Annotated in this window: 22 protein-coding genes and 1 pseudogene; 16 read left to right on the top strand and 7 right to left on the bottom strand. The window is 63.1% G+C overall.

Annotated features, from left to right (window positions below; translation table 11 throughout):
- Positions 1-172: 172 nt before the first annotated feature.
- The 3 genes from mutT to FYB92_RS13250 form a co-directional block, all read right to left on the bottom strand.
- Positions 173-1189, bottom strand: coding sequence for an 8-oxo-dGTP diphosphatase MutT (gene mutT, locus FYB92_RS13260; RefSeq protein ID WP_281432666.1), 1017 nt, complete (start codon positions 1187-1189; stop codon positions 173-175).
- Positions 1186-2301: an aromatic ring-hydroxylating dioxygenase subunit alpha gene (locus tag FYB92_RS13255; protein WP_003618045.1), complete on the bottom strand. Its 1116-nt coding sequence runs from the start codon at positions 2299-2301 to the stop codon at positions 1186-1188. Before FYB92_RS13255 ends, mutT begins: the two co-directional genes overlap by 4 nt.
- Positions 2302-2571: 270 nt before the next feature.
- The gene (locus FYB92_RS13250) at positions 2572-3444 is read right to left on the bottom strand and encodes an ATP-binding protein (RefSeq protein WP_247066581.1); all 873 of its coding nucleotides are present in this window, start codon (positions 3442-3444) and stop codon (positions 2572-2574) included.
- A 172-nt stretch (positions 3445-3616) separates the two neighbouring features.
- On the opposite strand from FYB92_RS13250, the gene yajC reads away from it, so the two are divergent.
- Positions 3617-3997: a preprotein translocase subunit YajC gene (yajC, locus tag FYB92_RS13245; protein ID WP_003618048.1), complete on the top strand. Its 381-nt coding sequence runs from the start codon at positions 3617-3619 to the stop codon at positions 3995-3997.
- Between the two features lie 186 nt (positions 3998-4183).
- On the opposite strand, the gene FYB92_RS13240 is transcribed toward yajC, so the two are convergent.
- Both FYB92_RS13240 and FYB92_RS13235 read right to left on the bottom strand, forming a co-directional pair.
- On the bottom strand, positions 4184-4870 hold the full coding sequence (locus FYB92_RS13240) for a LysE family translocator (protein WP_062808665.1): 687 nt from the start codon (positions 4868-4870) through the stop codon (positions 4184-4186).
- Positions 4871-5159: 289 nt separating this feature from the next.
- A complete protein-coding gene (locus tag FYB92_RS13235) occupies positions 5160-5768 on the bottom strand; it encodes a superoxide dismutase (protein ID WP_040511584.1) in 609 nt (202 codons plus the stop codon).
- Positions 5769-5897: 129 nt separating this feature from the next.
- On the opposite strand from FYB92_RS13235, the gene FYB92_RS13230 reads away from it, so the two are divergent.
- The gene (locus tag FYB92_RS13230) at positions 5898-6749 is read left to right on the top strand and encodes a squalene/phytoene synthase family protein (RefSeq protein WP_247066579.1); all 852 of its coding nucleotides are present in this window, start codon (positions 5898-5900) and stop codon (positions 6747-6749) included.
- Between the two features lie 223 nt (positions 6750-6972).
- Here the strand turns inward: FYB92_RS13230 and FYB92_RS13225 are convergent, their stop codons facing one another.
- Complete coding sequence (locus FYB92_RS13225) at positions 6973-7848, bottom strand: NAD(P)-dependent oxidoreductase (protein WP_247066577.1); 876 nt, start codon at positions 7846-7848, stop codon at positions 6973-6975.
- A 182-nt stretch (positions 7849-8030) separates the two neighbouring features.
- On the opposite strand from FYB92_RS13225, the gene FYB92_RS13220 reads away from it, so the two are divergent.
- A complete protein-coding gene (locus FYB92_RS13220; RefSeq protein WP_231105663.1) occupies positions 8031-9080 on the top strand; it encodes a bifunctional enoyl-CoA hydratase/phosphate acetyltransferase in 1050 nt (349 codons plus the stop codon).
- A gap of 346 nt (positions 9081-9426) precedes the next feature.
- Positions 9427-10920, top strand: coding sequence for a malate:quinone oxidoreductase (locus FYB92_RS13215; protein WP_040511587.1), 1494 nt, complete (start codon positions 9427-9429; stop codon positions 10918-10920).
- A gap of 239 nt (positions 10921-11159) precedes the next feature.
- On the opposite strand, the gene FYB92_RS13210 is transcribed toward FYB92_RS13215, so the two are convergent.
- On the bottom strand, positions 11160-11774 hold the full coding sequence (locus FYB92_RS13210; protein ID WP_048859344.1) for an NYN domain-containing protein: 615 nt from the start codon (positions 11772-11774) through the stop codon (positions 11160-11162).
- Positions 11775-11963: 189 nt separating this feature from the next.
- On the opposite strand from FYB92_RS13210, the gene folK reads away from it, so the two are divergent.
- The 12 genes and pseudogenes from folK (at position 11964) to dxr (ending at position 22881) form a co-directional block, all read left to right on the top strand.
- Entirely contained in the window at positions 11964-12503 is a 540-nt protein-coding gene (folK, locus tag FYB92_RS13205; protein ID WP_003618061.1) for a 2-amino-4-hydroxy-6-hydroxymethyldihydropteridine diphosphokinase, read from the top strand.
- Between the two features lie 95 nt (positions 12504-12598).
- The gene (gene rpoZ, locus FYB92_RS13200) at positions 12599-12994 is read left to right on the top strand and encodes a DNA-directed RNA polymerase subunit omega (RefSeq protein WP_003618062.1); all 396 of its coding nucleotides are present in this window, start codon (positions 12599-12601) and stop codon (positions 12992-12994) included.
- A gap of 132 nt (positions 12995-13126) precedes the next feature.
- Positions 13127-15382 (top strand): bifunctional (p)ppGpp synthetase/guanosine-3',5'-bis(diphosphate) 3'-pyrophosphohydrolase, encoded by a 2256-nt coding sequence (locus FYB92_RS13195; RefSeq protein WP_081378514.1) that lies wholly within the window; start codon positions 13127-13129, stop codon positions 15380-15382.
- A 13-nt stretch (positions 15383-15395) separates the two neighbouring features.
- On the top strand, positions 15396-15809 hold the full coding sequence (gene acpS / locus FYB92_RS13190) for a holo-ACP synthase (RefSeq protein WP_003618064.1): 414 nt from the start codon (positions 15396-15398) through the stop codon (positions 15807-15809).
- A gap of 186 nt (positions 15810-15995) precedes the next feature.
- Entirely contained in the window at positions 15996-16739 is a 744-nt protein-coding gene (gene lepB, locus FYB92_RS13185; RefSeq protein WP_048859349.1) for a signal peptidase I, read from the top strand.
- A 2-nt stretch (positions 16740-16741) separates the two neighbouring features.
- Positions 16742-17476 (top strand): ribonuclease III, encoded by a 735-nt coding sequence (gene rnc, locus FYB92_RS13180; RefSeq protein WP_062808667.1) that lies wholly within the window; start codon positions 16742-16744, stop codon positions 17474-17476.
- A 95-nt stretch (positions 17477-17571) separates the two neighbouring features.
- Positions 17572-18462, top strand: coding sequence for a GTPase Era (gene era / locus FYB92_RS13175; protein WP_174805762.1), 891 nt, complete (start codon positions 17572-17574; stop codon positions 18460-18462).
- Between the two features lie 224 nt (positions 18463-18686).
- Positions 18687-19439 (top strand): UMP kinase, encoded by a 753-nt coding sequence (gene pyrH, locus FYB92_RS13170; RefSeq protein ID WP_003618070.1) that lies wholly within the window; start codon positions 18687-18689, stop codon positions 19437-19439.
- 73 nt (positions 19440-19512) lie between these two features.
- A complete protein-coding gene (frr, locus tag FYB92_RS13165) occupies positions 19513-20079 on the top strand; it encodes a ribosome recycling factor (protein WP_003618071.1) in 567 nt (188 codons plus the stop codon).
- 7 nt (positions 20080-20086) lie between these two features.
- Positions 20087-20821 carry a polyprenyl diphosphate synthase gene (gene uppS, locus FYB92_RS13160; RefSeq protein WP_332828793.1) on the top strand — a complete coding sequence of 245 codons (735 nt, stop codon included), beginning with the start codon at positions 20087-20089 and terminating at the stop codon, positions 20819-20821.
- Positions 20763-21681 (top strand): annotated as a pseudogene (locus FYB92_RS13155) (phosphatidate cytidylyltransferase). Before uppS ends, FYB92_RS13155 begins: the two are co-directional and overlap by 59 nt.
- 42 nt (positions 21682-21723) lie before the next feature.
- Positions 21724-22881: a 1-deoxy-D-xylulose-5-phosphate reductoisomerase gene (gene dxr / locus FYB92_RS13150; protein ID WP_003618073.1), complete on the top strand. Its 1158-nt coding sequence runs from the start codon at positions 21724-21726 to the stop codon at positions 22879-22881.
- Positions 22882-22890 lie beyond the last annotated feature (9 nt).

The raw sequence follows: 22890 nt of genomic DNA, 5'->3' as shown, positions 1-22890 counted from the left end.
GAATACGAAGCCATCTGGGTCCTTTAGAAAACTTAATTCCAAACAGATCCTGAAAAGCTTCGAAAGACGCTGCCTTTTTTAAAAAAAGGCAGCACCCAAAAAACTTTTCTTATTTTTTATCAACGGCTTGTTTTCAAACAGTCTCTCAGATGCCTCACAGCCGCAGGGTGGATCAGACAAGATCGCGCAGCAGCGGGACCAGCGGCTTGTCCGCATCGGGCATGGCATATTCATGCAGGCGGTTGGCCGCAACCCATTCCAGGGTCTGCCCCTCCCGCGGGGTGGGAGTGTTTTTCCACCGGTGACAGACATAAAGCGGCATCAGAAGGTGGAAATGCCCGTAATCGTGGGAAACAAAGGTAAATGGCGCCAGGCAGGAGCGGGCGACATCGATGCCCAGCTCCTCGTCAAGTTCGCGGATCAACGCGACCTCTGGTGTTTCACCCGGCTCTACCTTGCCGCCGGGGAATTCCCACAGGCCAGCCATGGATTTCCCCTCTGGCCGTCGCGCCAGCAGGATACGCCCGTCCGTATCGACCAGGGCGACAGCCGCGACCAGTACGCTTTTCTTCCGTCGCGTCTGGTTGTCCTCCCCGGTGTCGGGCGACGTGCCGGTACCCGACAGGTCGGCATGGCGTGCCTCAAAGCACAGGACGGGATATTCCCCCCCGCGGGAGACGAATTCCTGATGGCCTGTCCCGATTTCGCGAAAGCCGATGCGACGCAGCACGGCGATGGAGGGATGGTTGTCATATGCCACCGCCGCCGTCAGCCGTTCAACCGGCAGGTTGGCCATGGCCCACCGTGCCAGCCGTCCTGCCGTGGTGGACGCCACCTTGCGGTTCCAGTGCGTGCGCGCCACCCAATAGCCCAGGGTGCCCGAACGGTTGGCGTGGTCGATCCTGAGCCCGAGACAGCCGATCAGTTCGTCCGGGTTTGCCGCCTGCGGGCAGGTGATGGCGAAGTGATAGGCCGTGCCGTCGCGTGACTGTGCGATGGTGGAGGCGATCCATTCATCCGTCAGTTCCCGTGAATAGGGAAACGGCACGCGGCTGAGCATGCGCACCACGCTCCAGTCATTGATCAGGCGATGCATGACCGGTGCATCGGCGGCCTTGACCTCACGCAGGAGGTAGTCCCCCGCCTCCAGCGCCGTGCCTGCAAATCGTGACTGTTCGCCGGCTGTCATCTGCTGGCCTGTGGCGCGGCGGGCGCGGGGGTGTCATCCTCGGCCGGCAGCCCGCATTCAGCCAGAAGCGCGCGCAGGTTGCAGATCACGGGAAAGATTTCCTGATTGCGATCGCCGCCCTGTTCGTTCCATGCCTCCTGCTCCATCTCCACGATTTCGCGGTCCTCGCGGAAGATCCGTTCGGTAAAGGCGGTCAGGAACGGCCATGCAAGGTCAAGCAGCCCCGGTATGCCCGGACGCTTGATCGACAACAGGCCAAAGACGCGGTTGGTCAACTGTTGCGCATCCTGCGGGACATAGGAAATCCACAGGTCCATGACCGGGTCGTTGTCGCCCGTGCGAATCGACAGCGTCTGGTGGGGATAGACGGTGCGGATCGTCATGACGTCGCGATGTGCGTACTTGTCGCTGTTGTCGCGCTTCTGCCCGAAAATCAGTGCCTCGCCAATCGGCTGCTTGCCGCCCGTGCGCGCAAAGCTGTAACGCGCCTCCACCATGTTTGCGGTGCGTTCCTGCCCCAGGAAGCGGGGCTTCATCTCGCCCATCTGCTTCATGTGCATGAACTGGTGGTTCATATCCATCAGGTTTTCATGCATGAAGCTGTAGTGGCATTTGATGGTACGGCCAAAGCGGCGTGTCTTGTAGGCCGGGTTCGCGACCTGCGCCAGTTGCGGCAGGGCCTGGTCCTGCGCTTTTTCCGGGTCGCCGGGGAAGATGAAGATCAGCCCGTCCTGTTCACGGCACGGATAGGTGCGCACCCCGTTCGGCAGCTTGCCCTTGCCGAGATAGGGAACGTCGATGCAGCGTCCCGACCGGCCATAGGCCCAGCCGTGATAGCAGCATTGCACCGAGTCTCCCTTGACGGTGCCCTTGCTCAGGGGCACCTGACGGTGGGCGCAGCGATCCTCCAGCGCAAAGACGCTCCCCCCCTCGCGTGGGCGCACCAGCGCGATGGGCAGGCCCGCGTAACGTGTTCCGATTGTCTTGCCCGGACGCAGTTCGCGCGACCATGCAACGGGGTACCAGTTGTCAGGATGCGCATGGATGCGACGCAGGTCGCGTCGGCCTGTGGTCAGGGGCGGCATGCTGTCTGACGATAGCAATTTGTCCATTGTCTCTCTTGATTTTGAAGATGGCCGTGGCAATCGGACATGCCAGGAATCCCAGGTGGCGTTGCTCTGTCAACCGATACGGTCAGGTATATCCATCACGGTATATAAGGATGTTTTTCACGGGAAGCATAAATGGTTCCGCACACTCATACTTTGTCACATATCCTCCTGTCCCGTGATGGGGGTGCGACCTTGTGTTGGCATGGGGCGGTGGGGACCGTCCCGGCGCACCATCATGGCGCGTGGTCGCGGGGCGGTCCATGTGCTGGATCATTCTTGGGTGGAAAGTTCCGCCGTCAGGTCCTCGATGAACTGGAACGCGACACGGCCCGACCGGCCACCGCGCGACAGTGACCATGCATTGGCGCGGCGCACCAGATCGACATCGTCGATCGGCAGGTGACGTTCGCGCGCATATCCACGCACCATGTCCATGAACGTATCCTGCGCGCAGTTGTGAAAACCGATCCACAGTCCGAACCGGTCGGAAAGTGAGACCTTCTCCTCTGTCGCTTCGGCGGTGTTGATGGCGGTTGAACTTTCGTTCTCGATCATCTCGCGCGGCATCAGGTGGCGGCGGTTCGATGTGGCATAGAACAGGACGTTGGCCGGACGTCCCGCGATACCACCGTCCAGCACGGATTTCAGCGCCTTGTAATCCGCATCTTCGCGTTCGAATGACAGGTCATCGCAAAAGACGATGAACCGCCGCGAACTCTCCCGCAGCAGGGCAAGCAGTTCGGGCAGGGTGGACAGGTCCTCGCGCTGGATTTCCACCAGCGCCACGCGACCTGCGCCCCGGGGGGCGGGTTTTCCATCCACCATGTTGGCCTGTGCGTGCGCCGCCTTGACCAGTGATGATTTGCCCATGCCGCGCGCGCCCCACAGCATGGCGTTGTTGGCGGGCAGTCCCTGCGCGAAATGCCGCGTATTTTCCAGCAGCATGTTGCGCTGGCGTTCCACCCCGCGCAGCAGGCCGATATCGACATGCGCCACATGCGCCACGGGAGACAGGCGCCCCAGCGCGGGATGCCAGATGAAGGCATCGGCAGTTTCGAGGCCGCCAAGGCTGGGCGCCGGTGGCGAGAGGCGCTCCAGCGCGGAGGCGATCCGTTCAAGGAGGGGAAGCAGGTTGGAATCCATCGTCGATCCTGGGTCTTGGACAAGGGGCGACAGCATATGCTGACTGGTATCCGGAGCGCGTCGGACCATATGCAATGGCGAAGTGACGCCTTGACGGGAAACAGGCGAAAACTATGGTCCGCATCGCAACCCTGCAACCCGTTCCAACCTGTATCATGCCGGAAAGCTGCCCATGCGCTCTCTTTTTGACAATTTCCTGACGACCCCAGCCTATGCCCAATCGGCCGGAGGCGGTGGATTCAGCGCCGAAGGGCTGATGTCCATCCTGCCTTATGTCGCGATGTTCGGTATTTTCTATTTTCTGCTGATCCGCCCGCAGCAGGTCAAGCAGAAGCAGTTGCGCAGCCAGCTTTCCGCCCTGCGTCGGGGCGACCGGGTGCTGACGGCAGGCGGGATCATCGCCGTTGTCCAGAAAGTGAGCGAGGGTTCGAACGAGGTCGAGGTCGAACTTGCCCCCAACGTGCGTGTGACGGTCCTGCGCGATACCATCAGCACCGTCATCACCAGTGTCGCAACCCCAGCCAACGACGCGACCCCGGCCAAGAAGGATTGAGGGGAGGAGTAAGACCCCCCCTTGATGCACTGTAAAAAGTTCTGATGTTGCCGTTTGCGGAAAGGCAACATCCTGGTGAGGACTGGTCTGAAACAGATCCTCACCAGAAAAATGTCATTCCAGCCGATCATGCTGTGTGCAGCAGGCCTGTTGCGGTCAATCTCGCTGTGGGCCGACCGGGACCAATCAGGCGCGGGCGCGCAGCAGGATCGCGCCAAAACCGATGAAAATGCCCCCGGTGATCCGGTTGAATGCCCGCTTCAGTGTCGGGCGCTCCAGATAGGCCGCCATCTTGCGGCCCCCCAGTGCATAGATCATGTACCATGCCGTCTCGATCGTGGCGAATGTCGCGACAAGGATGGAAAACTGGCCCAGGCGCGGGGCGGCGGGATTGATGAACTGTGGGAAGAATGCAGCCGCGAACAGCAACAGCTTGGGATTGCTGATCGCCACAAGGAACCCGCCGCGAAACAGGGCGAACGTGGTTGTGCCCGCAGGGTCGGGTGTTGCGGCGGATATGGCGTCCGATGTCATGTCCGCCATGGCCTGCCCGTCTCCTTGCCCGTCCCCTTGTGGCGGCGGTGTGCCCGCATCCGCCCGCCATGCCTTGATCCCGAGGAAAACAAGGTAACATGCCCCGGCCACACGCAGGACGCCAAACAGCTTGGGCGATGCGGCGAGTGCCGCGCTGAGGCCCGCGGCGGAGGCGCCAAGTGCCACAAGCAGCGCAAGCAGGCACCCCGCCATGGCGGCAGTGGTGCGCCGAACCCCGAAATGGACGCTGCGTGTCAGCACATGCAGCATGTTGGGGCCGGGAATGGCGCACAGGAGGAAGACGGCGACGGAAAACAGCCACCATGAATGAAGGGTCATCTCGCGGTCCTGCGGCTCGTGCCATGGAGAAGGCACGTCAGTGGGTCAAAGGTCGTCGGAAAACAAGCCATTGCTAAAAAACAGAAGGTTCCGACCGTCACTTTTTTCAAAAGGTGATGTCTTCTGTAAAGCCCTTTGGCAATGTCTTGGCATAAACCTTTATGGAAGCGGCGGGATGGCGGGCCATAGGGGGCACATGCCATCTGGCAAGACGAAAAAACCCGGCCGCATGCACGGCCGGGTTTCCTGGGGGTGGCCCGGGGGCCATCCCGGCAATTGGCGTGATGCCTTACGCGGCCTTGAGCTGCGCTTCGGCGAATTCATAATTCGCCAGCTTGTCGAGGTAGTTGACGATATAGTCAGGGCGACGGTTGCGGAAGTCGAGGTAGTAGGAGTGTTCCCACACGTCGAGGCCAAGCAGCACCTTGCCCTGGCCTTCGGCCAGCGGGTTGGAGCCATTGGCCGTCTTCGTCACCGCAAGCTTGCCGTCGGGGCCAAGCACCAGCCAGGCCCAGCCCGACCCGAACTGTGACGCGGCGGCGGCCTTGAAATCGGCCTTGAACTTTTCGATGCTGCCGAAATCCTCAACCAGCTTCTTGGATACGGAATCGGGAATCGCGCCACCCGTGGGCGACAGGTTCTGCCAGAACAGGATGTGGTTCCAATGCTGTCCCGCATTGTTGAACACGGGGGCCTGTGCCGGATCACCCTTTACCGCCAGGATGATTTCCTCCAGCGACTTGCCCTGCAGCGCGGGCTTGGATTCGACAAAGCCGTTCAGCGCCGTCACATAGGCCTGATGATGCTTGTCATGGTGCAGTTCAAGCGTTTCCTGGCACATGCCGCGCGCGGCAAGGGCATTGTAAGCGAAGGGGAGGGAGGGCAATTCGAAAGCCATGAACATTCTCCTGGCGATTGCAAAAGGCGGTATCGCACCGCTACCCCTAAACAGCTATGGGCGCGCGGCGGGTGCGTCAAGTCACACGCCTCGGCGCGGGCGTATCGTAACGCATGGACCCCTAACGTCATGACCCCGACCCGGGATGCAGAACATTCCACCGATGGCCTGTCTGAATGTGGCGCGATTGCGCGACGTTTCGACCCGGACCGTTTCCTGTGCGCGCTGTTTGTGCCCGCCCCCGCGCGGGAGGCGGCGATGACGCTGGTTGCCTTTAATCACGAGTGTGTTCGCGCGCTTTCGACTCCTGTCTCCTGGGCGGTGGCGGGGCCGATCGCGGGGATGATCCGCCTGCAATGGTGGCGTGACGTCATTGACGGGGGCGACCCGCAACGCCACCCGGTGGCCATTGCCCTGGTGGACCTGCTGGCATGTGGCGCGGTGCGGGCGGATACCGTGCGTGGCATTGTCGATGCGCGTGAATGTGAACTCGACGGGTTGCCTGACTGGCCCGCGTGGCGCGCCAATATGCGCGCGGGGGCCGGTGGGGTGCAGCGTGCAATGGCGGAGGTGCTGGACCCTCGCGACGATGTGGCGTGCGATGCGGTGGCGGAACTGGGTGCGGTTTATGGCGCGGGCGCACTGGCGCGGCATCTGGGGGCGGTGCTGCGTTCGGGACGGTGCCCGCTGCCGGATGTGGCGCTTGACGCCGTGGGGCTGGAACGTGATGGCCTGCGCGATGGGGCGGCCACCGCCGGACAGAGGGCGGCGCTGCATGCCCTGCTGCGTGCCGAAGGGGCGGCATTCCATGCCCGCGCCCTGACGATTGCGCCACGCCTGCCGCGCACGGTCCTGCCTGCCGCCCTGCCGGCCGTGCTGGGGCGGCGTGACCTGCGGGCGGATGGAGGAGATGACGGTGGCGCGCGCGGCATTGGCGACCGGCTGGCGGTCATGGTCGCGATGGCGCGCGGGCGGGTGTGAGCGTGCAGAAGGTTTGGGGTGGACGCTGCATAAGGGGCCACCTCATTTTAGTTTGAAAACACATCCTTGATAGAAAACAGGAACAGTTTCTGGACGCCGCCTTTTTTCAGAAAGGCGGCGTCTTCTGAAGCTTTTTGGAAAAAGCTTCATCAAAAACATTTATGGTTTCAGGATGTTATCAAGCCTGACTTTTCAAACAGCTTCTGGCTGGTGCTAAAGATGTTTACGGTGTTGCGTCGTTGGCGACCATGGTTTCCATGATGGCGAACAGGGCGGAATAATCCTTGTCCGCATACCGGCGCCGCGTCAGGCTCAGCGATTGTGTCGCCGCCGCCGTCGCGGGCATCGGGGCCATCTGACGCGCCGCATCCGTCAGCAGCAGGCGCATGTCCTTCTGCATCAGGCGTGTGGGAAACTGCGGGCTGAAATCCCCCGCTTTCGCGGCTTTCAGCTTGCGCTTGTGATGTGGGGAGATGACCGGCACGGCATCAAGCGCGTCAAACAGCATGTCGCGTTCCAGGCCGCTGGCCAGCCCATAGGCCACGCCTTCGGCCACGACTGACAGGGTCGCCCCCATGATGCCGTTGATGACCAGTTTCAGCTTTGACCCGCTGCCTGATGGCCCGGCATGGATCGTCAGCCGCCCGATGGCGTCAAAGATGGGCTGCGCCCGCGCGACGTCAGCCGCATCCCCCCCGACAAGGATGACAAGATTGGCGGATTCGGCCTCTGGCGTGCTGCCTGCCACGGGCGCGTCGAGTACGGTAATCCCGCCTGCCGCCGCCTGCGCTGCCAGCGCGATGGAGGTTTCTGGGGCGACCGAACTGGTATTGATCAGCAGGCCGCCAGCCTTCATGCCCGCAAGCACGCCGTCGGGGCCGGACATGGATTGTTCCAGCGCTTCGTCATCGGGAACGCAGGCGATGACGATGTTGGCATCGGCGGCCAGCGCGCGTGGGGTGGGCAGGAATGTCACGTCGCCATCGCCGCCCCTGCCCGAGGGGGTATAGGCCACGATGCGGTATCCCGCCTTGCGCAGGTTCGCGCCCATGCGGCTGGCCATGGCGCCAAAGCCGATAAAGCCGATCAGAAGGGACATGGAAAGAACTCCTGACTTGTTCATCCAGGATAGGGAAGCCCGCGATGCGGGCCGTGTTGGCGGCAGCTTGCCCAATGGGCGCGGGGATGTCACGCGGCGGGCGATGACCTGGCCCCCGCGGTCGCGCAAAGATGATGCGCAGGCCCCCCCTGTGTCTGTGGCAAGGAGGGGAGGTTACTGAAGTGTCCGACCTGCTGGGAAAATCCATGACGACGTCCGCCACGACGCCTGCCCCCATATCTGCCGCCATATCTGCTTCTGTGCCAGCATCCTCTGGGTCTGCATCCGCGTCCGGCCTGCATTTCTTTGACCGCCTGGCCGCCACGTTGCGCGGTGTGGCGCCAATGCCGGTGGGAATTGTCTATCCCTGCAGTGCCATCGCGCTGCGTGCCGCGTGCGAACTGTTGCGGCGTGATCTTGCGAAACCTGTCCTGATCGGGCCTGTCGGGCGGATTCGCGCCATCGCACGCGAAGAATCCCTCGATATTTCGGCCTGCCGCCTTGTCGATGCCGCCGATGATACGCAGGCCGCGCAGGCTGGCGTCCGCATGGCCCGTGAGGGGGAGGTTGCGATCCTGATGAAGGGCGCGCTGCATTCACGTGTTTACCTGCATGAAATCGGCCACCATGACAGCGGCCTGCGTACCGAACGGTGGATGAGCCATGCCTACATCCTGGACCTGCCGGGTGTGGGGCGGCCGCTGTTCGTCAGCGATGGCGCGGTCAACATTGCGCCTGACCTCGACGTGCGGCGCGATATCGTGCGCAATGCGATCGACCTTGCGCACATACTGGGCATTGCCTGCCCGCGCGTGGCGCTGCTGTCGGCGGTGGAGACGGTCAATCCCGGCCTGCAATCCACGCTGGATGCGGCCATCATCTGTAAAATGGCGGACAGGGGACAGATCACCGGCGGCATCGTGGACGGGCCGCTTGCACTCGATAACGCCCTGAGTGCCGAGGCCGCGCGGTGCAAGGGCGTGCGTTCGCCCATCGGGGGGCAGGCCGACATCCTGATCGTGCCGGATCTGGAGGCAGGCAATATCCTGGCAAAGCAGATGACCTTCCTCGGTGGTGCGCAGGCGGCGGGTATCGTGATCGGCGCGCGTGTGCCCGTGGTCCTGACCAGCCGGGCGGATTCCCTGTCCACGCGCCTGCTGTCATGCATGGTGGCCGTGGCGATGGTGCGCGCGGGGTACCGCATTGCACGCCCCGGTGCGGACGGTGCATGAATGCGATGGGTGGAATGCAGATATGCGCCGCGATCCTTTTCCCTCGCACAAAGATGATGCGCCACAATGACGTCGCCAATGGCATGAGGAATGACAGTCGCTGTCAGGCCTGCCCCTGCCCGGTGCGCCTGTCCCATGTCATCATGGGGCGGGGGCGGATATGGGTGGGGCGGGACGGACGGTATTTTCCGCGCGCCGGACATGGCGGGACGCGGGAACACGAAATCCGGCGTGGCATGGCCGTCAGGGATGCCCCCTGCGGGCCGGTCCCACGCCCCCGGCCGGCTGCCCGGGGCGCACGATCGCAGCCACGACACCACTGTCCGACGCCGAAGCGGAGAATATCATGACCTCTCAGCCTACTCCTGCCGATTCCACCTATGATGTCGTCCTTGTCGGCGGCGGTATCATGAGCGCGACGCTCGGCGTGATGCTCAAGCAACTGGAACCAAACCTGTCGATCGCTCTGTTCGGGCGCCTTGATGATGTCGCGCTGGAAAGCTCCAACGGCTGGAACAATGCCGGCACCGGCCATTCCGCGCTGTGCGAACTCAACTACACCCCGATGGGTGCGGGGGGCGAGGTCGATATTTCCAAGGCCGTCAACGTCAACGAGGCCTTTCAGGTTTCACGGCAATTCTGGTCCTATCTGGCCGAATCCGGGCTGATCGCCTCGCCACGCGACTTCCTCAACCCCATTGCGCATATGAGCTTCGTCTGGGGGGCGGAAAATGTTGATTTCCTCCAGCGGCGTTATAACGCGCTGAAGGATCATCCGCTGTTTGCCGGCATGTCCTATTCCACCGACACGGCACAACTGTCGCAGTGGATGCCGCTGGTCATGGACGGGCGGGCAGGGGGCACGCCGCTTGCGGCCACGCATCACCCGGCGGGAACGGATGTCAATTTCGGGGCGCTGACGCACCGGCTGGTGGATATCCTGTCAGGTGGTCCGGGCTTTGACCTCAATCTGGGGCATGAGGTCACGGGCCTGCGTCAGTCCGGGTCGGGATGGACCGTTTCCGTGCGGGGCATGCATGATGGTACGTCACGCGATGTCGCCGCGCGGTTCGTGTTCGTCGGCGCGGGCGGTGGCGCGCTGCCGCTGTTGCAGAAAAGCGGCATCCCCGAGGCGCGTGGCATCGGCGGCTTCCCGGTCAGCGGACAGTTCCTGCGTTGCACCAACCCCGAAATCATCGCCCGTCACCATGCCAAGGTCTATGGCAAGGCATCGGTCGGCGCGCCGCCGATGTCGGTCCCCCACCTCGATACCCGCGTGATCGACGGGCAGGAAGGGCTGCTGTTCGGTCCGTATGCCGGATTCTCCACCAAGTTCCTCAAGCAGGGGTCATGGCTGGATCTGCCGCGTTCGATCCGCATGGATAATATCGGTGCGATGATGGCGGTGGCCCGCGACAACATGCCGCTGACGAAATACCTGATCCAGCAGGTGATGCAGTCGAACGAGGACCGGATGAAGGCCCTGCGTGATTTCGTGCCTGGCGCACGCAGCAGCGACTGGGAACTGATTACCGCAGGCCAGCGCGTGCAGGTCATCAAGAAGGACGCGGCCAAGGGCGGCGTGCTGCAGTTCGGGACAGAGGTTGTGACCGGGGCGAATGGCACGATTGCGGGGCTGCTTGGTGCATCACCGGGGGCATCGACGGCGGCACCGATCATGCTGTCGGTTATCCAGCGCTGCTTTGCCGATCGCCTGCCGCAGTGGGAAGAGCGCCTGCGCAAGATGATCCCATCCTATGGCAGGCGCCTGTCCGATGATGCCGCGCTGTGTGCGCGCACACGTGACTGGACACGCCAGACGCTGCAACTCGACGGCTGACTATATGGGATGGCATTTCCTGTGCCCGTCAGGCACCAGCGGGCGGGCGCGAGGATGTGTCAGGCAGGCGTGACACGCATGGGCGTGACATACGGGGGGCAGGAAAGGCAGGGCACGAAAGGCCGCCGGTAAAAAATCTGGCACAGCTTTTCACACCGCGCCCAGGGACGCCACCGCTGTGAAAGCGGGGCGTCCTGATTAATGTCATCGCTTTTATCGGACCATTTTCAGGTGGTCCCTCATTCGTCTTCGGGCAGGTCGCTCAGATGATCGGCCGGATGACGCACCGGTGGCACCGGGTTCGGACGGCTGGTGCGGTTTTCGATCTGCCGGCGGGTGAAGTGCGATGCGATATCGGCCAGTTCGATGAACTGGTCCGCCTGGCGGCGCAGTTCATCGCCAATCAGCGGCGGCGACGTCTTTATGGATGCGATGACGGTCGTGCGTACGCCCTGACGCTGCACCGCTTCGAGCAGGCGGCGGAAATCGGCATCCCCGCTGAACAGGACGGCATGGTCGATCCTGGGCGCCATTTCGAGCATGTCCACCGCAAGTTCGATGTCCATGTTGCCCTTTACGCGGCGGCGGCCCGTATGGTCGGTATATTCGCGCGCCGTCTTCGTCACCAGGAAATAGCCGTTATAGACAAGCCAGTCAGTCAGCGGCTTGAGCGGGGAATATTCCTCCGTCTCCAGGACGGCGGAGTAGTAGTACGCCCGCAAGACGTTGGATTTCGACCGGAAAAATGACAGCAGCTTGCGGTAATCCACCTCAAAGCCGAGATTGCGTGACGCTGAATACAGGCTGGTTCCATCAATAAAAAGACAAAGCCGTTCCTGAGGCTGAAAGAACATTAGTGAGTGTCCCTGAAAGAGGTAGCTTCATATGCCCGGCTGACGATTGAAATACCATTGGCTGTGCGCGTGGTGTGTCCGTCAGGAGGGAAGGGTAGGTTGCGGGTAATGCCCGGCATGACATTGTCCATACCGATGTAGTCATAAAGTTTGAGATAACAAATCATCCACTCATGTTATTATTCATGCATGGATACGCACGATACGGTGCCGGGTTCCGGCGGGCATTCAGCAGACATCCTCGTGGCGGTAGGGGCGAACCTGCCCCGCCACACGGGGGAAGGGCCATTACAGACATGCCACTGGGCTGTGGCGGAAATAGGGCGCATTGATACAATTCGTGTCGAGGCGGTTTCCCATTGGTATGAAAGCGCGCCGGTCCCGCCATCGGGGCAGCCCCCCTATGTCAACGGAATGGTGCGACTGGGTGGCGATATCACGCCCCAGGCCCTTTTGTCTGCCCTGCAGGCGATCGAGGCGCGGGCGGGACGGGTGCGCACCATCGCCAACGCCGCGCGGCCTCTTGACCTTGACATCATCGCGATGGGGGATCTTGTGCGTGCCGCCCCCGATCCCATCGTGCCGCATCCGCGTGCCTGCCTGCGCGCCTTTGTGCTGCGCCCCCTGCGTGATGTGGCCCCCCACTGGCGCGATCCCGTCAGCGGGGAAGGGATAGAGGCCCTGCTGGCCCGCGTGGCGGACCAGGCGATCACCCGCCTGCCGGGCTGAGCGCGCAACGGCGTACTTGCGTTGTGGGGCGGGGGGGGAGTATTCCATCTTGTTCCACCGATATATTTTTCATAGAGAAACCGGAGTCTGGCCTGATGGCACGCGTCACTGTCGAGGACTGCGTTGAGCGGGTTCCCAACCGTTTTGAACTGGTGTTGCTGGCGGCCCAACGTGCCCGCGCCCTGTCCCGCGGCGAAGAACTGACGATTGATCGCGACAACGACAAGAATCCCGTCGTCGCCCTGCGCGAGATTGCGGACCAGACAATCAGTCTGGACCAGGTCAAGAGCGACCTGCTGCGTTCGCTGGCCCGCGCGCCCGAGCCCGAGCCCGCAGATGAGGAAGTCGTCGATCTGATCCCGACCGAACAGAACATCTTCGGTCTGCAGGATGTCTCTGCGGAGGAAGAATCGCGCCATACGGCTGGCATGACGGCAGAAGAACTCGAAGCCACCATCGAGGCCGAACTTGGCGGCCGGGGTTCGCGATAGCATTTTTGACGAGAGGGGACGGATGTGACGGATCGGGTCGGCTCTGAAACGACAGCTTCCCTCACGTCCCCTGCCGTGCCCACCTTGCCGCAGGCCCCGGCCATCGGGGATGGTGGGCATGTTCCCGCCAGCGTGGCGGATGCCGACACCGCCGCCGCAACGCCGCGCGTCCCGGCGCGGGTCATTTCCTGCGACGGGCTGATCCGGCGCATCCAGTCCTATGATCCCGGTGCCGACCTCGACCTGATCCGCCGCGCGTTCGATGTGGCGTACAAGGCGCATGAGGGGCAGGACCGTGATAACGGCGATCCCTATATCACCCATCCGCTTGCGGTGGCGAACATCCTTGCCGGGTTCCGCCTTGATACGGCATCCATCGCAACCGCGCTGTTGCATGACACCATCGAGGATACAGGCGTCACCCAGGCGCAGTTGCGCACGCAGTTTGGTGCGACCATCGCGGAACTTGTCGATGGCGTGACCAAGCTGACGCGGCTGGAGCTTCAGTCCGACCGCACCAAGCAGGCTGAGAATTTCCGCAAGCTGGTCCTTGCGATGTCCAAGGACATCCGCGTCCTGATCGTCAAGCTTGCGGACCGTCTGCACAATATGCGCACGTTGCATTACGTGCAGCGCCTTGACCGTCGCCAGCGCATCGCGCGTGAAACGATGGAGATCTATGCACCGCTTGCCGATCGTATCGGCATGGAAAAGGTGAAGGTCGAACTGCAGAACCTTTCCTTTGCGGAGCTTGAGCCAGAGGCGATGGCCACGATCCGCGCGCGCCTGAACTATCTGCGCGGGCAGGGTGCGGACGTGATCGAGGAAATCCGCCACGAACTCCAGAACCTGTGCGCCGAGGCCGGGTTGAAGGGGGTGGAGGTCACGGGGCGTGAAAAGACGCCCTATTCCATCTGGGAAAAGATGCAGCGCCGCAACGTCGCGTTCGAGCAGCTGTCGGACATCATGGCGTTTCGCATCATCGTCCCCTCGCGTGAGGGGTGCTACGTCACGCTTGGCGCGGTGCATGCGGCCTATCCCGTCATTTCGGGGCGGTTCAAGGATTACATCTCCACCCCCAAGGTCAACGGTTATCAGAGCCTGCATACCGGGGTGACGCTGCGCCATCCGCGCAACCAGAAGATCGAGGTGCAGATCCGTACGGCCGAAATGCACGACGTCGCCGAAAATGGTGTCGCCTCGCACTGGCTGTACAAGCAGGGGGGCGACGGGAAGGTCGATGACGCAGCGCACGTCGTCTCCGGCCTGCGCTGGGTGCAGGATCTGCTTGATATCCTTGAGGATTCGGCCGCGCCGGATGAATTCCTCGAAAATACCAAGCTCGAACTCTATCAGGATCAGGTCTTCTGCTTCACGCCGAAGGGACGGCTGATTTCCCTGCCGCGTGGCGCAACCCCGATCGACTTCGCCTATGCCGTGCACAGCCAGGTGGGGGACAGTTGTGTCGGCGCGCGCATCAATGGCCGCCTGATGCCCCTGCGCCATGAATTGCAAAATGGCGATCAGGTGGAAATCATGACAGCGCGCGGCGGTACGCCCTCGCCGTCGTGGGAACGCTTTGTCGTCACGGGCAAGGCCCGCGCGCGCATCCGCCGCCATGTCGCGCTGCAACAGCGCGAATCGCACCTCGACAGCGGGCGGGTGGCGCTGGCGAAATCCTTCCGGCAGGAGGGGGTGGACGGGTCTGAAAAAGTATTGGAATCACTGCTCAAGGATCTGCGCCTGTCTTCTGTGGCGGACCTGTTCGTGGCGGTGGGGAATGGCAACCTTTCCGCGCGTGAGGTCGTGCAGGCGGCGTATCCCGACCTGCGTCGCGCACCGCGCGCGCCGCGTATGGTGCCCGGCCTGTCGATGCGCGCCGCCGAAAGTACGACCGCATTTTCGGCGGCCCGGCGCAAGAATGCGGCCGGCATGGCGCTGGCGGGCGTGGGGGCAGGGATGGCGGTGCATTTCGCCGGTTGCTGCCATCCGCTGCCGGGTGATCGCATCGTGGGCATCGTCTCCACCGGCAAGGGGATCACGGTCCATGCACAGGGATGCCAGACGCTGGAGACGTTCGCGGCCACGCCCGAACGCTTCATGGACCTGAACTGGGATTATGACCTGATCGCGCGCAACGCTGCGGGCACACATGTCGGGCGGCTCAGCGTGGTAACGGCCAATGAACCTTCGGTCCTGGCGACGCTGACGAATATCGCAACCAAGCATGATGGCGTGATGGTCAACCTGCGCATCGTCAACCGGCAGCTTGAATTCATGGAAATCCTTGCAGATATCGAGGTACGCGACCTGCGGCACCTGTCTGCCATCATGGCGGCCCTGCGGGCGGAAACCGGCGTGGTTCAGGTGGAACGCGCCAAGGGATGAGGCGCATGACGCCATGATGATCGGGATCGGGTCGGACCTGTGTGACATCCGCCGCATTGAAAATGTGCTGGCGCGTCATGGCGCACGGTTCGAGGAACGGGTCTTTACCCCCCGTGAACGCGCGGCGGCGAACCGCCGTTCGGGGGCGGCCCGGCTTGGCACCTTTGCCAAGCGTTGGGCGGCGAAGGAAGCATGCGCCAAGGCACTGGGCACCGGATTCGCCCGTGGCGTGTTCCATCGTGACCTGGGTGTCGAAAACCTGGTTGGCGGGCAGCCGGTCATGGTGCTGTCGGGTGGGGCGTGTGTGCGACTTGATGAAATTGTGCCGGCCGGGTGTACGCCACGCATCATGGTGACGATGACGGATGAATACCCCTATGCCTTTGCCCAGGTCATCATCGTGGCGGATGGCGTGGCGCATCCCTGATCGGTTCACGCATGGCCGCCCGTGCTTGACACGGCATGGCCCCGTGGGCTTGATCGCCAGAATTATGCGACCGTGCCTTTCGCCCGGCCGGTCGCGCACGAAGCCGGATTTATGAAGATCATGTCGAGCGATGACCCCCAGACGCCAACTGTCCTGACGACCTCCCCTTCCACGGGGGCGCGCGGCATGCTGGAACTCCTGCGTACTGTCGTGGTCGCGGGTGCGATTGCGATTTTTGTCCGCACCGCACTGTTCGAACCCTTCAACATTCCGTCCGGTTCGATGATCCCGACATTGCAGGTGGGGGATTATGTGTGGGTCGCCAAATACAGCTATGGCTATTCGCACTTCTCCCTGCCGCTGTCGCCCAACCTGTTCAGTGGACGCATATTCGGCAGCGAACCGCATCGCGGGGATGTGGCAGTCTTCCGCTTCACCAAGGATACGTCCATCGACTATATCAAGCGTGTGGTCGGTCTGCCTGGCGATCGCATCCAGATGCGCGAGGGACAGCTTTACCTGAACGGTGAACTCGTGCCCCGTACGTCGGAAGGCGAGTATGTCGCGGTGGACGAACATCACACCCGTATGGAGGGCGAACGCTATCGCGAGGACCTGCCCGGCAGCGGTGGCCGTCCCGCCGTGTCGCATGACATCCTCAAGCTGACGGATGAGGGGGACAAGAACGACACCCCGGAATATGTCGTGCCGCCGGGTTATTTCTTTGTCATGGGTGACAACCGCGACGACAGCGCCGACAGCCGTTTCATGGGGGACGCGCCGCAGGATCTTGGCTTTGTGCCGATGGAAAACCTGGTGGGGCAGGCCAAGTGGATATTCCTGTCGGTGGATGCGCAGTATCCGACATGGGAATTCTGGAAATGGCCCACGGAAATTCGTTGGGGACGCCTGTTTTCGGGGGTTCACTGATCATGGATGCGCCCGCGACCCCCACGGCCGAGTTTGAACGGATCGAGGCGTATGTCGGTTATTGCTTTCGCAACGCCGCCCTTCTGCATGAGGCGCTGACCCATCGGTCCGCAGCACATCAGCGCAGCAGCGCGATCGGGCGACGCACACGCCAGTCGGTGGCGCGGCGGGGCGCAGGGTCCAATGAACGGCTGGAATTCATTGGCGACCGCGTGCTTGGCCTATTGATGGCGGAATGGCTGCTGGAGCGTTTTCCAGATGAGCAGGAAGGCGCGCTTGGGCCCCGGCATGCGCACCTTGTCTCGCGCGCGGTGCTGGCGCATATCGCAGAGGACATGGCCCTGCCATCCGCCCTTGACGTGGCGGAGCACGAGGCCCGCGCCGGGGTGCGTCAGATGGCCAACGTGCTCGCCGATGCGGTGGAGGCGATTCTGGGCGCGATCTATCTTGATGGTGGGCTGGAACCTGCCCGCGCCTTTGTGCGTCGGGCATGGAACAATGCCATCGTGGCGCAGGCCCGCCCCCCCAAGGACCCCAAGACCGCATTGCAGGAATGGGTGCTGGCGCGGGGATTGCCACTGCCGGTGTATAAGGTGGTGTCCACCGATGGTCCGTCGCATGCGCCCCGGTTCGTGATTTCGGTGGAGGCATCGGGACGGCGGGGCGAAGGTATCGCAGGCAGCAAGCGTGCCGCCGAAAGCGAGGCCGCGGCCCGGCTGCTCAGTCAGTTTGACTGACGTGGGCGCGCGCCCTGCGCGGGGCGGACACGAATATGGAACACTCGGGACGGCTGTTGCAGCCGTGGGAATGATAAATGCCGGAACATGAAGACATGACGACCCGCTGTGGTTTCGTCGCCATCGTGGGCGCGCCCAATGCGGGCAAGTCCACGTTGCTGAACCGCATGGCGGGGACCAAGCTGTCGATCGTCAGCCCAAAGGCGCAGACGACGCGTTTCCGGGTTCTGGGTATCCTGATGCGCAACCATGCGCAGATGCTGCTGGTGGATACGCCGGGTATTTTCCGTCCGCGCCGCATGCTGGACCGTGCGATGGTCGCCGCCGCCTGGACCGGGGCGGAGGATGCGGACATCACGCTGCTGATCATTGATGCGCGTGCCGGCCTGACGGAGGCAGTGCGCGAAATCGTCAGCCAACTGGCGCAGCGCAACCGCCGGGTGTGGCTGGTGCTGAACAAGACCGACCTGATGCGGCGTGATGCGCTGCTGCCGCTGACGGCGGAGCTGTCGGGCCTGCTGACGGTGGAACATGTGTTCATGATCAGCGCGCGTTCGGGGCAGGGGGTCGATGACCTGATGGACCGGATGGCGGCCGAGCTGCCGGTGGGGCCATACCTGTATCCGGAAGATGACCTGACCGATCTGCCCGACCGTCTGCTGGCCGCCGAACTGGTGCGCGAGCAGATCTTCTTGCAAACGCATGAGGAGGTTCCCTATGCCGCCACGGCGGAGACGGAAAGCTTTCAGGAGCGCCCGGACGGTTCGGTGCGGATCGAGGTGACGATCTATGTGGCCCGCGCCTCGCACAAGGCGATCCTGATCGGGGAGGGCGGGTCGCGGATTCGCAATATCGGCGAACGTGCGCGCAAGGAGCTTTCGCGCCTGCTGGAACGGCCGTGCCATCTGTTCCTGAACGTGAAAGAACGTTCAGGATGGGATGAGGAGCGCGCCCGCCTGCGCGCCATCGGTTTGGACGACGCCTGACATCTGACCCCTGCGGGTGCCGTGGGCCGGTCCACCATCGCAGATCGGTGATGGGGGGATGCCACACGAAACGCAGGGGGCGCGCCCTGATTGGCGCATTATCGGCATCGTGTGCTTGTGAGGGGGGCGAACCCCCTATATGACATGTGCGGCGTGGGCGCTGCCGTCACTGGCGGGCGGTTGCCTGCGGCCTGTGTCTTATTTTCTGTTGTGTTCGAGGGCCAATGACCAATCCGCTAACAGATCATGCCCCAGACAATGCCCCCGGTTACAGCCGGGTCCTGCTGAAGGTTTCGGGCGAGGCCCTGATGGGTAACGGATCCTATGGGATCGACCCCGCAACCGTTGATGGTATCGCCGCCGATATCGCGGCAGTCGCGCGCACTGGCGTGGAGGTGTGTCTGGTTATCGGGGGTGGCAACATCTTTCGCGGCGTCGCCGCCGCCGCGCGGGGCATGGACCGCGCGCAGGGCGATTACGCGGGTATGCTGGCCACCGTCATCAATGCGCTGCTGATGCAGAATTCGCTGGAACGCCAGGGGATCGCAACCCGCGTCATGAGTGCGATCCAGATGTCCTCCATCGCGGAACCCTATATCCGGCGTCGCGCGGTGCGCCATATGGAAAAGGGGCGCGTGGTGATCTTTGCCGCCGGGACGGGCAACCCGTTCTTCACCACCGATACGGGGGCTGCCCTGCGTGCGGCGGAAATGGAATGCAGTGCGCTGTTCAAGGGCACGCAGGTCGATGGCGTATATTCCGCCGACCCGCGCAAGGTGGCCGATGCGCGGCGTTACGATACGCTGACCTATCGCGATGTGCTGGCCAATGACCTCAATGTCATGGATGCTGCCGCCATCAGCCTTGCGCGTGAAAACAAGCTGCCGATCGTGGTGTTCAATATCCATGAAAAGGATGCGTTTTCGCGCGTTATGCGGGGCGAGGGACGCTTTACCACGATCGTGGCCTCGGACTGAGGCGCACACCCCGCACAAGAGAAGTCGCATGGCGGTCGAACGCGACCGTTAGAGGAATGTTGGGAGGGCCAAGGTGTCTGTCGATCAGAAAAGTTTGCTGGCGGATGTAACCCGCCGCATGGATGGGGCGATTGAAAGCCTGCGTCGCGATTTTGCCGGTCTGCGTTCAGGCCGTGCAAGTCCGGCGCTGCTGGAGCCCGTGCGTGTGGAAGCCTATGGCGGCGAAGTGCCGCTGACGCAGGTTGGCTCCATCGCCGTGCCCGAAGCGCGGATGCTGACGGTGCAGGTTTGGGACCGTTCGCTTGTCGGTGCGGTGGAACGTGCGATCCGTGACAGCGGGCTGGGCCTGAACCCCGCCGCCGATGGGCAGACCGTGCGTGTGCCCATTCCCCAGTTGACCGAGGAACGGCGCAACGAACTGGCGCGCGCGGCAGGCAAATATGCCGAAAACGCAAAGATCGCGGTGCGTGGTGTGCGTCGTGATGGCATGGAACAGACGCGCGGACAGGAAAAGAAGGGCGAAATCAGCCAGGATGACGTCAAGGTCTGGTCCGATGCGATCCAGAAGCTGACGGACCAGTATGTGAAGCGTGTTGACGAACTGCTCGCGGAAAAAGAACGCGAGATCAAGCAGGTCTGACTTCCGTATGTACCCAGTTGCCGGGGAACGGCGCGCAGGAAGTGTGCCTGTCCATGTGGCGATCATCATGGATGGCAACGGGCGGTGGGCGGCCTCGCGCGGGTTGCCGCTGCTTGCCGGCCACCGGGCCGGGGCGGAGGCGGTGCAGCGTTGTATCCGCGCCGCCGTCGCGTCTGGCGTGAAATGGCTGACGCTTTATGCATTTTCCTCGGAAAACTGGCGGCGCACCCCGCAGGAGGTGGCCGACCTGACCAGCCTCTTGCGGTATTACCTGCGTTACAAGGTGGCGGAGCTTGCGGCGAAGGGTGTGCGCATCCGCATTATCGGCGACCTGTCGCGCTTTGCCCCCGATGTGCGGGCCGAGGCAAGGCGCGCCGAACTGGAAACCGCCTCCAACACGGTCCTGACGGTCGTGCTTGCGCTGTCCTATGGCGGGCGTGCCGACATCATGCAGGCTGCGCTGCGGATGGCAAAGGCCGTGCAGGACGGCACGCTGGCGCCGGGACAGATTGACGAGGATATCTTTGGCGGCTTCCTGATGACGGCGGACATGCCCGATCCCGACATCGTGGTGCGCACCAGTGGTGAAAGCCGCCTGTCCAATTTCCTGTTATGGCAGTCGGCCTATGCCGAACTGATATTCATAGAGACGCTGTGGCCAGATTTTGATGCCGGGCATTTTGATGCCGTGCTCCAGATCTATTCCCGGCGCGAAAGGCGCTTCGGTGCAAGACCGGTCTGATCCCCCCAATCCCATCGTGATCCCGTTTCCTTCGGCCCCGACGCCGCCGGGTGGTGGGTCCGGGCGCGGGTGGAAGGATCTGCGCGCGCGCGTCCTGTCCGCGCTGGTGATCGTGCCGCTTGCCGCGCTGTGTGTGTGGGCGGGGGGTGTCGCCTATGCCGTGATGATCGTGCTTGCGATGGTGGGCATGGCGTCGGAATGGGGGCGGATGTTCGCCCTGTCCGCACGCAGTTGGCGTGGCGTGCTCTATCTCATCTGGCCTCTGGCCTGCGCTGCGGCGGCGCTGGGGGGACAGTGGGGGGGGGGCGTTCATGGTCATGGGCGCGGCCTTTGTCTTTGGCCCGGCCCTGTGGGCGGGGCAGGTGGCGATTGGCTGCGCGGGGGTGTCCCTTTTGTGGCTGCGTTTCATGACGCATCCGGGCGCGGGTGTCGTCCTGTTCGTCGTTGCGTGCGTCGCGCTGAGTGATACGGGGGCTTACCTGACGGGACGGGCCATTGGCGGGCCGAAGCTTGCGCCGCGTATTTCCCCGGCCAAGACATGGTCGGGGTCGTGTGGCGGGCTGCTGGCCGCGGTTGCCGGCGGGGCCGTGATTGCCTCCGTGCTGCCTGATGCGCTGGCGGGGGCGGGTGTGCGTGGCGCCATGATGGGGGCTGTCATGGCGGTTGCGGCACAGGCGGGCGACCTTGGGGAAAGCGCGCTTAAGCGTGCGCGCGGCGTCAAGGATTCCGGGGCGATCATCCCGGGGCATGGCGGGTTTCTGGATCGTTTTGATGGATTGCTGGTGGCCGCACCACTGGCTGCATTGATTTCGCTGGGGGCAGCGGCAGGCGCTGCTTTCTGGTATGTCGGCCTGCGCTGAAGGCGCGCGGTCACGATGAAAAAAATTGGGGAAATCGGTAGGATGAAGACAGTTTCCGTTCTGGGCAGTACCGGCAGCATTGGCTGCTCCACTGTGGATCTGCTGTTGCAGGCGCCGGAGCGGTTCCGCGTCGTGGCCCTTGTCGGGGGGCGCAATGTCACGTTGCTGGCTGAACAGGCGCGTGCGCTTGGTGCCGAATATGCCGTGATCGCCGATGAAACCCTGGTTGGGGAACTGGAAACCCTGCTGTCGGGGACGTCCACACAGGTATCGGGTGGGCGCGAGGCGGTGATCCGTGCGGCAGGCGTGCCGGTGGACTGGACCATGGCGGCGATCACCGGTGCCATTGGGCTGGAACCCGCGCTGGCGGCGGTGCGCAATGGCGGATGTGTCGCGCTGGCGAACAAGGAAGCGCTGGTCTGCGCGGGCGACGTCATGCTGCGTGCGGTGCATCAGGCGGGGGCGACGCTGCTTCCGGTCGATTCGGAGCATAATGCGATTTTCCAGTCCATGGCCGACCGGCAGGTGGACCAGGTGGAAAAGATCGTGCTGACGGCATCGGGCGGCCCGTTCCGCCGCGCCAGTATTGAGGAGATGGAGAAGGCCCCGCTGGAAGCCGCGCTGAAGCATCCGACATGGAGCATGGGGGCCAAGATCACCATCGATTCCGCGACGATGTTCAACAAGGGGCTTGAACTGATCGAGGCGGCGCGCCTGTTCGACATGACGGAGGACCGGATCGGCGTTATCGTCCACCCGCAATCCGTGGTTCACAGCATGGTCCAGTACACCGATGGCAGTATCATCGCGCAGCTTGGTTCCGCCGACATGCGCATCCCCATTGCGCATACGCTGGCCTGGCCAAAGCGCATGGCGACGAATTCGCCGCGCCTTGACCTTGCCGCCATGTCACGTCTGGATTTCGAGGAACCTGACGAAGTGCGTTTTCCCGCATTGCGTCTGGCGCGGGAATCGCTCCGGGCGGGGGGCGCGGCCTCTGCGATCCTGTCTGGCGCCAATGAAATTGCCGTGGAGGCCTTTCTTAATCGTAAAATCGGCTTCCGGGATATTGCGCGGGTTGTCGAGGATGTGATGCAATCACTTGGAAACCAGAGCGCGGACACGCTGGAGCAGGTCCTGCACTGGGATGAAGAGGCGCGACGCCTCGCCCGCGCCCGCATAACGGCACGGGCCGCATAAGACGACAGG

The sequence above is a fragment of the Novacetimonas sp. GS1 genome, assembly GCF_036686925.1.
Lineage (GTDB): Bacteria > Pseudomonadota > Alphaproteobacteria > Acetobacterales > Acetobacteraceae > Novacetimonas > Novacetimonas hansenii.
This window is presented reverse-complemented; position numbering and strand designations above follow the sequence as displayed.

Excerpts from the sequence above, each read along its gene's own strand:
- mutT (WP_281432666.1), bottom strand. The coding sequence starts at position 1,189 with ATGACAGCCGGCGAACAGTCACGATTTGCAGGCACGGCGCTGGAGGCG.
- FYB92_RS13255 (WP_003618045.1), bottom strand. The coding sequence starts at position 2,301 with ATGGACAAATTGCTATCGTCAGACAGCATGCCGCCCCTGACCACAGGC.
- FYB92_RS13250 (WP_247066581.1), bottom strand. The coding sequence starts at position 3,444 with ATGGATTCCAACCTGCTTCCCCTCCTTGAACGGATCGCCTCCGCGCTG.
- yajC (WP_003618048.1), top strand. The coding sequence starts at position 3,617 with ATGCGCTCTCTTTTTGACAATTTCCTGACGACCCCAGCCTATGCCCAA.
- FYB92_RS13240 (WP_062808665.1), bottom strand. The coding sequence starts at position 4,870 with ATGACCCTTCATTCATGGTGGCTGTTTTCCGTCGCCGTCTTCCTCCTG.
- FYB92_RS13235 (WP_040511584.1), bottom strand. The coding sequence starts at position 5,768 with ATGGCTTTCGAATTGCCCTCCCTCCCCTTCGCTTACAATGCCCTTGCC.
- FYB92_RS13230 (WP_247066579.1), top strand. The coding sequence starts at position 5,898 with ATGACCCCGACCCGGGATGCAGAACATTCCACCGATGGCCTGTCTGAA.
- FYB92_RS13225 (WP_247066577.1), bottom strand. The coding sequence starts at position 7,848 with ATGTCCCTTCTGATCGGCTTTATCGGCTTTGGCGCCATGGCCAGCCGC.
- FYB92_RS13215 (WP_040511587.1), top strand. The coding sequence starts at position 9,427 with ATGACCTCTCAGCCTACTCCTGCCGATTCCACCTATGATGTCGTCCTT.
- FYB92_RS13210 (WP_048859344.1), bottom strand. The coding sequence starts at position 11,774 with ATGTTCTTTCAGCCTCAGGAACGGCTTTGTCTTTTTATTGATGGAACC.
- folK (WP_003618061.1), top strand. The coding sequence starts at position 11,964 with ATGGATACGCACGATACGGTGCCGGGTTCCGGCGGGCATTCAGCAGAC.
- rpoZ (WP_003618062.1), top strand. The coding sequence starts at position 12,599 with ATGGCACGCGTCACTGTCGAGGACTGCGTTGAGCGGGTTCCCAACCGT.
- acpS (WP_003618064.1), top strand. The coding sequence starts at position 15,396 with ATGATGATCGGGATCGGGTCGGACCTGTGTGACATCCGCCGCATTGAA.
- lepB (WP_048859349.1), top strand. The coding sequence starts at position 15,996 with ATGCTGGAACTCCTGCGTACTGTCGTGGTCGCGGGTGCGATTGCGATT.
- rnc (WP_062808667.1), top strand. The coding sequence starts at position 16,742 with ATGGATGCGCCCGCGACCCCCACGGCCGAGTTTGAACGGATCGAGGCG.
- era (WP_174805762.1), top strand. The coding sequence starts at position 17,572 with ATGACGACCCGCTGTGGTTTCGTCGCCATCGTGGGCGCGCCCAATGCG.
- pyrH (WP_003618070.1), top strand. The coding sequence starts at position 18,687 with ATGACCAATCCGCTAACAGATCATGCCCCAGACAATGCCCCCGGTTAC.
- uppS (WP_332828793.1), top strand. The coding sequence starts at position 20,087 with ATGTACCCAGTTGCCGGGGAACGGCGCGCAGGAAGTGTGCCTGTCCAT.
- dxr (WP_003618073.1), top strand. The coding sequence starts at position 21,724 with ATGAAGACAGTTTCCGTTCTGGGCAGTACCGGCAGCATTGGCTGCTCC.